Source organism: Bacillus cereus group sp. MYBK79-1 (assembly GCF_051915365.1).
Classification (GTDB): Bacteria; Bacillota; Bacilli; order Bacillales; family Bacillaceae_G; genus Bacillus_A.
Map to the genome: position 1 here is coordinate 399198 of NZ_JBQAEO010000001.1, position 12071 is coordinate 411268.

Here is a 12071-nt window from a genome sequence, read left to right on the forward strand (position 1 = left end):
ACCTATTATGTTTTGATTTAGTATTATTAACTTCCATCTAATTGTATAAAAGTATTCAATTAGGAAAATAAGAATATAAAGCTCACTAATCATAGATTAGGTTTTACGGAAAAATTCATAAAAATCATTCACCTTAAAAATTCAAACTTGTATAACTACTTTCTACATATAGGATGGAATTATAAAAATATTTCAATAAAATAAAAGACAGAGGCCTGATTATACCTCCGTCTTTTCAATTTATAAAGAACAAAAAATCATTTTATAACTGTATAAATGCCCTTGCAACAAATACCGTATTCCGCTATTTTTTTGAAGAAACAGGATCCATTTTTAATGTTTTTATCCCTTCTTTTAATGTAAACGCATCCGCTCTCAATGTTTTCCAACTATCTTTCGCTGCATTCAAATTAGGTTTTAGGAATTTGAATTTATTTTGATCCGCTTTTTGGGATGCTTTATCAATATGACTTAGCACTCCCGAATATTGAGAATCTAAATCATGCCATTGTGCAGACATATAGGTAAGTGCATTAATAGCCGATCCAATCGCATTGTGCATTTCATTAATATTATTATACGCAACACCAACTACACGATTTAATGTTACTTTATAATCTATAGTCTGACGTAATTGTGCTAACAATGGCTCTAACGTACCTAAATTATTTCTTGCTACCCCTATCATTACACCACCAGCAATCCACGTAGGAATTGAGGGAATTGATACAGTTATAATTCCATCTGATTCTACTTGTTTAAAATGTCTTACTTGCTCTAAAACTTCATTTAGGCGCTTTTCATCTTCATCAATTCCAGATGCTTGGTTTTTCAGAATCGAATGCAAAATATCTTTATGACCTCCAAATGCCCGGACATCTTCTCCAATACTATCTCTTAACTTAGCTAGTTCTTGTATTAAATTCTGTGTATATGCTTGATTTTGTTTAATCTCACCTTGCAAATCTGTAATGCCTTCTTTTAATGTGTCTGCATCCCCTTCATTAATCGCTTCTACTAATGTGTCATAATAATTGTCGAATTTAGTATCATACTCTACAATCCCCGTCAGTGTATCTAAAAGTTGTTTTTTTATGTGTGAATCCCATTTCGTAGCATGCTCTCTTGCATTCTTTTGATCTTGTAGAATTTGACTAGGTAGATTTGTATATCCTTTAATGTCAATTCCTTCAAAGTTAACATCTGGGTTTTTAATTAACAAATAAGAGTAATCATTCATAGATTTTGCAAATAACCCAGCATCTTGCAAAGCTTTTTTCATCTTTTCGCTGTTTACAGAAAGAGAGATATCTTCGGTACTAGTTTGTTCCATTTTACTTTCATTTGCGAAGGCTGCCACTGGAGAAACTACAGTAGTTGTTGTCAGAGTCAAAAACGTCGATACAGCAAGTAGTTTATAAGGAAAGTTTTTATTCATTTTAATTCCTCCTATACATATATATTGATTTTTAGTTTGTTTTTTCTTGTTTAAAAGCAATGTCTTTTGAAATGAATTCTGCATCCTTATGAATATCATTCCAACTTTGTTTTGCAGCCTTTAAATCATCAGGTATTAAAGAAAGTTTATGTTCTTGCATTTGGTCGATATTATCATATAGATCTTTATAATTCGCTCCCATCGTATTCCATTGTTGCTGAATATTCGTTAGAGACATGATTGCTTGATCCACTGTTTGATACAAATATGTCAACGTGTCTTTTGTATTAGTAAGTGAAATAACTGCTTGGTTAGCAAGATCGGCTTTCATACTTAATTCTCCGATTTTATTAGAAATTTCATTATAAGAGTTCATATGATTAGATGCCGCAACACCAGCTGCTGTTCCTAAACCGATACCAGCTGCCCCTAGAGCTGTTAGACCACCAACAACAGCTGGTGTCGCTGTGCCACCGGTCACAACAATTACTACCGCTCCTGCAATCGTTCCAATAACTAAAATAGCTGCTCCTAATCCACCACCAATTGACCAGGCTAATACATTATCAAAATGTGCTTTCTGCGTAGAACGTAAATTCTCAATTTCGGCCTGAAGTTGTGGGACTAATGCTTGTTTTCCCGCTAATATAGCCGTTAATCTCCCTTGTCCATCTGGACCTCCAACATTATTTTTAAAATCTACAGTATTTGTATACAACTTTGTTTTGAAAGCTTCTAACATCTTAATAACTTCCGTAACTTCATTTGAATTTGTATGAATTGTACCGATTAAATCCCCTATTCCTTCTTTGAGGCCCGCCTTATCTTTCTTTTTTACAGTATCTATTAGTGTGTCGTAATAATTTTGAAATTGTTCATCATAATTTACAATATTACGTGCTGTCTTTTGAATGTTTGGCTTCGCTGTATCTAGCCAGTAATTTGCATTGATTCGTGACAGTTCCTGATTTAGGTGAATGTTTTTGATTAATTCTCCCCCCCCTGAACCTAAATCAACGTTGGATAAATTTACATTCGGTTGCTTAATCATTGTTTTTGCGTACAAATCCATTACAAGAATATGAGAGCCTGTTTCAGCCAACACTTTCTTTAACCCTTCAGGTCCTAACGCATAATTTTCTATTTTCTGTTTTTGTGCTGTCTGTTCTTGTGCAAGTGCGTGAATAGTACTACCATTCGTAGCAGTTATAACCGTTGCTAAAGCGGCCAAAGTTATGACCTTAAATGGAAATTTCATTTTTTGATTCTCCTCCTTATTTCCAGTTACGTTATAATTTTTTCATTAAACCTTATTTCTTAATATTAAAATTTATTAACTTGCTCTTCGAGTTGATTTGTTACATTTTTTAGTCGTCTTAATGTATCTTTTTGAGACTGAGTGTTATTAGTATCAACTTCAGTCGATAATTTTGTAATACTATTATTTATTAGATTCAAATCCTCTTTATAACGTTTCATTAGCTCAATTTCTCCATCTACTTGATTAGCAAATGTATGCAAATCATTTTGCATGAAAAGAATCATTGATTTTTGTAAATCTGCTACTGTTAATTTAGTTGTTAAGTCATATAATTTTTGATTTTGTTTCTCTAGATCATCTAAATGAGCTCGTTGCTCTGCTGTTAGTTTATTAATTTCTGCAAAGGTACTGTATGTTTTTTTAATTTTTTCAGGATCAATTACTTTCATAAGATCATACTCTTTCGTTTTCGTAACTGCAGCTGCAGCAATTTCACCTTTTTTACTTTTCTCTATCGTTTCACGTGCTTCTTTTTTGGCAGCTTCAATTTCTATAGCTGATCTTCCTTTTTCTGTTGCTTCTTGCTCTGCTTTCTTCTCTGCTTCTACAATAGCATTGTTTATTTCTTTTCCTTTGTTATACGCTACTACTGCTGTTTGAGCAGCCGGTTCAATGATATCTTTTGATAGACTATAAATTTCTTGGAATACCTTTAGCCCTTGTCCATTTAAAGCTCCTGGTAATAATGCTATTTGCTGTAAATCATTTTGAATTGATTTTTTTGTATTTAGCATTTCATTTTTTAACTTGTCTATTTTTCCTGTTCCCCCTGAACTAAGTACACTCTGTGCTTTTACCACATCCGTATCAAGATTTTTCAGTTTCTTATCTACCTGTAGTTTAAGATCTGTTAACTCATTAATCTGACGTTGCACGTTTTCTTGGTTTGTTATAGTCATATCTTGAAGAACTTCCAGTCTATCTAAAAACCCTTCTTTATCTTCCTTATTATCTACAAATCCTTTTAATGTTGGATAATAGCTATTAAATTTGGTTGCAAATCCTTTGCTTTTTGAATTTAGTAGAATTAATTTTGGATAAAGTTCTGATGACCACTCTTTCATATCTTGTTTAATTAGAAATTGAGTTGTATTTATAGATGGAACTTCTTCAAGTTGCACATTCGGACTTGCTAAGGCTCCATCTATAAAGGTTTGTGTTAATTTGGAGTGTGCACCTATTTTTCGTAATGCTGAGGAAATATCTATATTATCTTGTTTCGTTTCTGCCTGAACGATTGGCATTGCGAGAGTATTGATAGGAATAGTCGCTCCAGTAACGATTGATGTTATTAAAAATCCTGTCATAATTTTATTCTTCATTCCGTACACCTCTTCACTATTGTTTTTTACAGTTTTAATCGTAAATGTTGTACAACCTAACGTTAGGATTTCATCACACACACTTGAGGAGAGAAATTTTTTCGATAGAGTAATCGTATCTCGTTTTTTATTTATTTTTGATAGAATATAAGGACCTTACTTCCCCCTCATTTTAAACACTATGTTTTTCATAAGTAAACCTGAAAATCACATTGAATAAATTTGATTTTTCAGATATTTATTATTCGAATTTAAAAATGTTATATTTAAAAAAGTTAAATACAAATTTCATTTCATAAAGTGAAATAATTACACTATGATAATTAAACATAAAAATTCTTTGATTCCCTTAAATCTATATGAATCCCCTTACCTAAAAATGATTTTAATATAATTTAATAGTGATTAGCACATATGTGTCTTTTATATGGATATGTAAAATTACATATCCATATAGGAGTATCTAGCTTAACTACTCCAAAATATTATTATCGTATACATAATAATATTATTGCTACGAACACCACAGGTGAAAATTTCCCTCATGCACTTTAGGGGATACATTGTCCATGAAATAATAATTTTCGCTTATATACTTACTATTCATTATAGAAATACAAAAAAGCGATTCTTTTCACATTAAAAAGAATCGCTTTCCAAGTTCATATTTTCAATTACATTAAATAAAGAATTGAGAGATTATTACCTAAGAGCTTTAACTATAACTTCAGCTGCCTCTGCAATTAGTTGATTATCATAGGTAGCCTCTTTCTCATCTTTACTAGATAAAATTGCGATGATAATAGGTGCTCTATTCGGAGGCCAAACGATAGCAATATCATTTCGTGTCCCATAACTTCCAGCTCCTGATTTATCTCCAACTATCCAGTCAGTTGGTACGCCTGCACGAATAAGTTTGTCTCCTGTAGCATTTCCTTTCATCCACTCTGTAAGAATGTTACGTTTATGAGCTGGAAGCGCATTTCCGACCGTTAAAGCTTTCAGATTCGTAGCAATTGCTTTCGCTGTACTAGTGTCACGAATATCTCCTGGAATAGCCTCGTTTAACTCTGTCTCAAAGCGATCAGCCATAGTAATCCGATCACCCATCTGTCTAAGCGCTTTTTCATATCCTTTAGGTCCACCTATTTTATTAAATAAAATGTTCCCTGCAGTATTATCACTGGAACGAACGGCGGCCTCAGCAATTTCTCCTAGTGTCATTCCGGTATCTACATGTTTCTCTGTAACAGGTGAATATTCCACTAAGTCGTCTTTCGTATAAGTGATAACTTCATTTAATTTATTAGTTGAGTTTTGCTGTAGCAATACTCCTGCGGCTAACGCCTTGTAGGTTGATGCAAAGGCAAATCTTTCGTTAGGTCGATAAGCTATTGTCTGATGTGTACCCGTATCAATAGCATACACACCTAATCGAGCATCAAATTTTTTCTCAAGTTGAGAGAATTCTTTATATGTCGCATGCTTTTTATGTTTAACTTGCCCTGTCTTTTCCTTCGCTTCAACTTGCAATGCCCCTCCTGTAAAAGTTTCTAGGCTTGTAAGACTTATACCTAATATACCAATGCATATTCCTATTTTTAGCATCCTCTTATTTTTCAAAATCATCATTCCTTTCAAATTTTCAATACTGAAAACAAGTAGTAAATTCAATACAATGTATCTATTTGAATACCTGTTTTTATACGTACACATAATAGACCATCTAAGAAACAAGTTTGTTCCATAAATTTAAAACCTTTTTTAACTAGTAACCAAGATATTAACAAAAATAAGAGATAGCAACTATGATAGCTACTAACTCTTATTTCAAATCTTACTTTTTCTTTAACTTATAAAGGCTTTTATATAAACAGGATCTCTTCCCCTGAGAAAAGTACACAATTATTAATGATTTTGATTCGAACTCTCTGTACTAGCAGTTTCACCTTGTATACGTTGCTTTTTCAAATCAAAGTATACATCTAAAACTTCCTTTCCAATTATAGAATTAATACCATTTTTATCATCATGAAGCCATGGGACTACTACTGAGAATGCTACTTCTGGATTATCATATGGGGCGTATCCAACTAACGTTAAGTTGTAACATTCCATACGTTCCCCTTTCGCATTTCTACCAATTGGATCATCTCCACCATATACAGTTTGAGCTGTCCCTGTCTTTCCTGCTGGTTTGTATGGAGCATTTTTGAAATATTTCACGCCAGTTCCATCACCTTCTTGGAATACCCATCTAAACCCTTCTTTTATTCGATCAATATGTTCTGTCTTCATATCAATTCGATTTAATACGACAGGCTCTATAGAGCGTATAACTTTGCCAACCTCTTCTTCTTTTATTGATTGCTCTCGTATTTCTTGTACAATTTGAGGTTGCATTCTATAACCTCCATTAGCAATCGTTGAAATATATTGCGCCAATTGCAAAGGTGTATACGTATCATACTGCCCGATAGAAAAATCTAGTAAAAACCCAGGCTGACTATCTACTTTTCTAGTTTGTCCAACTATTTCATTCGGTAAATCAATACCTGTTGGAACTCCTAATCCAAATTGTTTAAAATAATAGCGCATCGTATCAAATGCTTCTTGTTTTATATCCAATGAACCATTTGGTACGTAATTAACTCCCGCAATTTTTAAAGCTGTCTGGAACATGTATACATTCGAAGATACTTGTAGCGCTCGTAAATCATTAATATTACCAAATCCAGATACATTCCACGATTTCTTAGCTTGTGTACCTTTAAATTTCATAGGTGCATCATAAAATTGATCTCCTGGCTGTATTGCCCCTGTCTCATATCCAGTTAATACAGTTGCACCTTTTACAGCTGACCCTAGCTCATAGGAAGTTGTCATGTTACCTAATGCCAAATCCTCAATCTCTAATTTCCCTTCTTTTTCTACAATCTTTTTGCCTGCCATAGATAAAATCTGTCCGTTATTTGGATTCGTCATGACGACAAAAGCTCGGTCCAACAGTGGCTCTGAACTCTTAAACGCTCTCAAATTTTTCTCTATACTTTCTTCCACTTTCTTTTGTAATTCCATATCAATCGTTAATGTTAAACTATTACCACTTTTTCCTTTAGAGATTATCTCTGTGTTTATAATGTTTCCTGATTTATCAGTAATGTTTTTCATTTCTTCTTTTGTACCGTGTAACACATCTTCATATCGTTGTTCAATATAACTTTTTCCTACACGATCATTACGGTTATATCCACGTACCAAATAAGAATCTAAGTTTTCTTTCGGTAACCCTTCTTCACTACTCGTAATATTACCCAACACAGAACGGAATAAATTACCATTTACATAATTACGTTCCCAATCAACTGTTGCATCTACTCCTGGAAACTCAGCAAGATTTTCACTTATTCGCGCATACTCTTCATCTGTTACATCTTTTTTTATAATTTGTGGTGTTAGTTGATAACCAGAACTCATTTTACTTTTAATAGCTAACACCTTTAAATCTTGTGCTGTTAATTCTGCCAATTCTACTTCTGTAACGCGACTTCGTCTTAATTCTTCTATTTTTTTATCTAACTCTTTTCCCTCTATTCCCTTTTCTTTAAACTTTTCTATATCTTTTTTCGTGATCATTGTCTCCGCACGTTTCGTATTCAATTGCATCCAGAAATCCTTTTTATCAATATCTGTTAATTTATTTATATCTTGTTCGGGCATTTCAAGCACTTTCGCTAAGTCTTTTGCTGTTTTTAAAATATCTTCACTAGTAATTCCCTTTACCCTTGTATACGTAATCGTACGAAGAGATTTATTATTAACAACTGTTTTCCCTTCTCGATCTAGTATTTGTCCACGTGGAACTGGAATGCTAGTAGTTGCGTTTTGACTGCTTTCTACTTGATTCTTATAAGCCTCTCCCTCTACGATTTGCACCTTTCCTAGCTGAACAATAATACCTGAGAAAAGTAAAAATATGCAAAGGAACATTATATTTAATCGTATAGATATATACGTCTTGTTCTTTCCTTTTTGTTTTTCCATAAATCCTCCATTTAATTCCTTATATGTTACATACCGATGACCGATTATAAATATCGTTTCGACTTTTTTGCTAAATCCTTGTTAGCACTCATCCCTTTTCGTTTAGCTACGTAATTCATAACTCTCCTTTCCTGTTTTCTCTCTATTTTTTGTCGCTAGCATTAGAAATGCTAAACTATATACTGGCCCATATAAAACTTACACATAGATTTGCTAAAAACTTTTCATACTGATTATTCCTTTCTTCATGCTGTAATACTTAATAGACAATATAAATAATAAAGTTGTTCCACATTTACAAAAAAAATAATTAACTATAATATGGAATAGGCTATAAAGGGAGGGTTTTATGTTACATACAAAAATAAAAAGATGGAGATATATAGCGGTTCTTTCTATTGTAAGTGTGATTTTAATAATTTTGTTTAACAGTAATTTCATTTCAATTACTATCGAAACTTCTTCGACCGAAAGAGGACAAATACTTGATCGAAATGGTGTAATACTAGCTACAAATAAGAAAGTTAAGTCTCTATATTGCACTTTTAATGATGAGAAGCTATCGAAACAAGATGCAGCAAACACATTGGCTTTTTTCAATCAATTTTCAAGCGAGTTTCAACATGACATTTCTACAGAGGACATAAAATCTCAATTACAACAATCTTGTAAAAAGCAGACTATGAATGATATACCGTTATACTCTGACATAACTGAGAATGAACTTGCATTCATAAACAAAAACAAACCCAATAATGTAATAATCAAAGATGAAGTGATTCGATATTATCCTAAGCGTGGAATTGGTTCACAAGTAATTGGGTATGTAGAAAATGCCCTTAATGTACCCGTTGGAAAAAGCGGGATTGAGCTACAATATGAAAATGATTTAAAAGGAAAACCCGGAAAAACTCTTATTTTTAAAGTGAATAATAAAAAGTTCTTATGGAACATGCAAAAAGTACAAAAAGGAAAAGATGTCCGGCTAGCTTTAGACTCTAAGTTGCAGCAAAAAACAGAGGAAGCATTAAGATCTCAAATCAAGAAAATAACTGATGTTAATGCTGGTTATGTTGTGGTAACCGATGTGAAAAATGGCGCAATTTTAACTATGGCCAACTCAGCAGTGTTTGATCCAAATACATTATATGAACAAGTATCATCTAAAAAAGAAAACATCAAATCACTTTCGCAAAATAAAGCAATTCAAAAATTAAAGTATGGTGAATCTTATGTAAATATGGCCTCTACTATAAAGCCACTTACTATTTTAATTGGATTAAACGAAAAGCTTTTTCAACCTGAAGATACTTATTTAGATAAAGGTACTTTTCAATATGATAATCAAAATAACATTACGAATGCACCTGGAACGCCAACAGGTGAGATTACACCGAGGCAGGCTATCATTAATTCATCTAACACATTTATGACAGCCAAAGTAGCTCTACCCTTATTCAACCAAAATAATGGGAATATAGAAAAAGTTGCACATATATGGACAGAGTATTTAAAACAATTCGGCCTTCGTTCTAAAACCGGGGTTGATTTACCTTTTGAAGAAGACGGACAATATGAATTTCATCCAACAAACAAGTTTGAAAATGGGATCTCCGCCTTATTAAATGCCTCTTGGGGAGGAAATGAAGTACACACGCCTCTTCAACTTGCTCAATATGCAGCAACTTTAGCAAGTAAAGGTGATAAATATAAACCTCAAATCGTAAGTGCTATTATTGATCAACATGGTAAGGAAGCAAAAAAGTTTAAACCAATTTTAGAAAGTTCAAATCGTTATCCGATGAACTTTTGGAGTGTCGTGCAAGGTGGGATGAGCCAAAATATAGAGGAAATTAAAAACTTACCCTTTCACGTCGCAGGTAAAACAGGCATAACAGGTGCTCCGAATGAACAAGAAAGAATGATAAACCATTCTCTTTTCATTGCATATGCTCCTACCGAAGATCCACAAATTGCCGTTTCTGTCGTTATTCCTGGTAGTAATTCAGAAAAAAACATTGCCGCTCTCGTTACATCAGATATTTTAGAGTACTGGAATACTCTTCAAAAAGAGAATAAAAACAAAAAGGAAGGTTCATTAAAGTGAACCTTCCTTTTTTACCATATAGAATCTATATTTATTATTTCCCATATACCTTCATTATTCTTTTCGAACATAAATGAATATTTAATATCCGTTAAAACGTACTCTTTTTGTACATATCCAGTATTACCATTAATTGTCGATATTTTTATATATCCATCATTCTGCACTTTTTCTGGAATCCAAGCTTTTACCATTTCATTAGATACTTCATATAAAACTTGTGATTCTCGCTTTGGTTCAGCTAAAATTTTCGTTTTATTTCCAGTAACAGTTGCATATATATAATGCGCTTGCTTTGGTTCGTTACTTTCTGTCAATCCACTTGGTACTTTGTATGCTTGCTTTGTATCATTTGTAAATTCTCCCCCCATGGTAAGAGCAACTTGCAACTCATGAAAAATATCTTCATCAAATTTCAATTCATCCTTCTTATAACTCTTCCCTTTAAATAGAACTTCATCATTTAACGCTCTATACAAGTCATTTTCATTTTTTGAATTTGTACTTTGATATAAATCATTCATAAATTGTTTTAATGTTGGATCTTGAGCGGACTCATCTTTTGTTTTAGGCTTAATTTGAGTGCTACTTTGTACCGGTGATTTATTATCATCAAGCCAAGGTTGTTGAACAATAAAAAATAACATTGTACAAACAAAAACAACTACAATAGGTAATGCTTTTTTTTGAAAAGGTTTTTTATGTTTTACGAGATCCACTTCATTATTTTCGTATATAGACTGCTTTATTTTAAAGATAAATTCTTCTTCATCTTTACGATTCTCCATTGGGCCTTTTTTTAATTTTCTATACCAGTCAGGATTTTGTTTATTGTTCATCACTACTACCCTCCCCTATTAATTTTGAAACCTTACTTCTCGCTCGGCTTAATCTTGATTTTACAGTTCCAATGGATACTCCTAGTGTTTCGGCCATTTCTTCATAAGATAATTCATATTTCGCGTCTAAAATTATTATTTCACGGTGTTTTTTAGGTAGTTTTAATACAACATCCCACACTTCATTCATTTCCTCTTGATTAAAAAATTCTTTTTCTGCCGATGGAGATTGCTTATCATCACTAAAAAAACCTACTAATGATATCCTTTTAAAATAGGAGGATTTCAAATAGTTTATTGCTGTATTTCTTGTAATTTTTAATATCCACGTTTTAATAGATGACTCCTTTCGAAATGAATTCCAATTTTTAAATACCTTTATAAATACATCTTGCGTGATATCATCTGATAAGTGTGGATCTTTCGTAATAATAAATGAATAATTCCATACATCTTGCCAATAGTCTTTTATAACATAGTCAAGCTCATCATGAATACACTTTTCAATAAACGTCTCTTCCATTTCCACACCTCGAACTTATTTGAATAAAGATAAAACTGCCCTCACTTTTATTATGGTTTCAATATATAGACAAGATACAAGTTTCATTTGTTCCAATGTTTATCTTTTTTTGATAGAAAAATCCTCCTAAAAATGTAAAGGTGTGCATTTACTTTCATAAAATAATCATCTATACATTCTTTTACATGACAGGCTCCTAAAAAGAAGTAACGCATACAATGTTAAAAATACACTCGTAAAAATCTGATTATTATTTGTGAATTTCACACAACAATCTACTTGTATCACCTATTTTTCTTAGAGCATACTTATTTGTGTGCTCTATTTATGTTATACTAAATAACTGTTTTGTTACAGTTTAAAAACCCCCTCCCTTGTCCCTTTCAATTTGTTTTACTCTTCTATTTACTATTAGTAATACCAACCTTTCAAAAATGAAAACAAAGATGGGTTATCATCTTTATTCAGCCACAACAA

8 protein-coding genes and 1 pseudogene are annotated in these 12071 nt (G+C 32.5%); 2 read left to right on the plus strand and 7 right to left on the minus strand.

Annotated features, from left to right (window positions below):
• Nucleotides 1–304: 304 nt before the first annotated feature.
• From hblA to hblC, 3 genes are all read right to left on the minus strand, one after another.
• Nucleotides 305–1438: a hemolysin BL binding component B gene (gene hblA / locus ACTFOB_RS02085; protein WP_440024239.1), complete on the minus strand. Its 1134-nt coding sequence runs from the start codon at nucleotides 1436–1438 to the stop codon at nucleotides 305–307.
• A gap of 31 nt (nucleotides 1439–1469) precedes the next feature.
• A complete protein-coding gene (gene hblD / locus ACTFOB_RS02090; protein ID WP_440024240.1) occupies nucleotides 1470–2696 on the minus strand; it encodes a hemolysin BL lytic component L1 in 1227 nt (408 codons plus the stop codon).
• Between the two features lie 65 nt (nucleotides 2697–2761).
• Nucleotides 2762–4081 carry a hemolysin BL lytic component L2 gene (gene hblC, locus ACTFOB_RS02095; protein ID WP_440024779.1) on the minus strand — a complete coding sequence of 440 codons (1320 nt, stop codon included), beginning with the start codon at nucleotides 4079–4081 and terminating at the stop codon, nucleotides 2762–2764.
• A gap of 611 nt (nucleotides 4082–4692) precedes the next feature.
• Between hblC and ACTFOB_RS02100 the strand changes: the two are divergent.
• A pseudogene (locus tag ACTFOB_RS02100) lies at nucleotides 4693–4764 on the plus strand (undecaprenyl-diphosphatase); the annotation flags it as partial.
• A gap of 19 nt (nucleotides 4765–4783) precedes the next feature.
• Here the strand turns inward: ACTFOB_RS02100 and bla are convergent.
• Together bla and ACTFOB_RS02110 are read right to left on the minus strand one after the other, a co-directional pair.
• On the minus strand, nucleotides 4784–5710 hold the full coding sequence (gene bla, locus ACTFOB_RS02105; RefSeq protein WP_370458083.1) for a class A beta-lactamase Bla1: 927 nt from the start codon (nucleotides 5708–5710) through the stop codon (nucleotides 4784–4786).
• A gap of 279 nt (nucleotides 5711–5989) precedes the next feature.
• A complete protein-coding gene (locus ACTFOB_RS02110; protein ID WP_440024241.1) occupies nucleotides 5990–8125 on the minus strand; it encodes a peptidoglycan D,D-transpeptidase FtsI family protein in 2136 nt (711 codons plus the stop codon).
• 349 nt (nucleotides 8126–8474) lie between these two features.
• Here ACTFOB_RS02110 and ACTFOB_RS02115 point away from each other — a divergent pair, with 349 nt between their 5' ends.
• Nucleotides 8475–10232 (plus strand): peptidoglycan D,D-transpeptidase FtsI family protein, encoded by a 1758-nt coding sequence (locus tag ACTFOB_RS02115; RefSeq protein WP_440024243.1) that lies wholly within the window; start codon nucleotides 8475–8477, stop codon nucleotides 10230–10232.
• A gap of 11 nt (nucleotides 10233–10243) precedes the next feature.
• On the opposite strand, the gene ACTFOB_RS02120 is transcribed toward ACTFOB_RS02115, so the two are convergent.
• Both ACTFOB_RS02120 and ACTFOB_RS02125 read right to left on the minus strand, forming a co-directional pair.
• Entirely contained in the window at nucleotides 10244–11071 is an 828-nt protein-coding gene (locus tag ACTFOB_RS02120) for an SH3 domain-containing protein (RefSeq protein ID WP_440024244.1), read from the minus strand.
• The gene (locus ACTFOB_RS02125) at nucleotides 11061–11594 is read right to left on the minus strand and encodes an RNA polymerase sigma factor (protein ID WP_000393076.1); all 534 of its coding nucleotides are present in this window, start codon (nucleotides 11592–11594) and stop codon (nucleotides 11061–11063) included. Before ACTFOB_RS02125 ends, ACTFOB_RS02120 begins: the two co-directional genes overlap by 11 nt.
• Between the last annotated feature and the right edge of the window lie 477 nt (nucleotides 11595–12071).

What these genes read in the sequence shown, in the direction of transcription:
- hblA (WP_440024239.1), bottom strand. Translation starts at nt 1,438, where the DNA reads ATGAATAAAAACTTTCCTTATAAACTACTTGCTGTATCGACGTTTTTG.
- hblD (WP_440024240.1), bottom strand. Translation starts at nt 2,696, where the DNA reads ATGAAATTTCCATTTAAGGTCATAACTTTGGCCGCTTTAGCAACGGTT.
- hblC (WP_440024779.1), bottom strand. Translation starts at nt 4,081, where the DNA reads ATGAAGAATAAAATTATGACAGGATTTTTAATAACATCAATCGTTACT.
- bla (WP_370458083.1), bottom strand. Translation starts at nt 5,710, where the DNA reads ATGATTTTGAAAAATAAGAGGATGCTAAAAATAGGAATATGCATTGGT.
- ACTFOB_RS02110 (WP_440024241.1), bottom strand. Translation starts at nt 8,125, where the DNA reads ATGGAAAAACAAAAAGGAAAGAACAAGACGTATATATCTATACGATTA.
- ACTFOB_RS02115 (WP_440024243.1), top strand. Translation starts at nt 8,475, where the DNA reads ATGTTACATACAAAAATAAAAAGATGGAGATATATAGCGGTTCTTTCT.
- ACTFOB_RS02120 (WP_440024244.1), bottom strand. Translation starts at nt 11,071, where the DNA reads ATGAACAATAAACAAAATCCTGACTGGTATAGAAAATTAAAAAAAGGC.
- ACTFOB_RS02125 (WP_000393076.1), bottom strand. Translation starts at nt 11,594, where the DNA reads ATGGAAGAGACGTTTATTGAAAAGTGTATTCATGATGAGCTTGACTAT.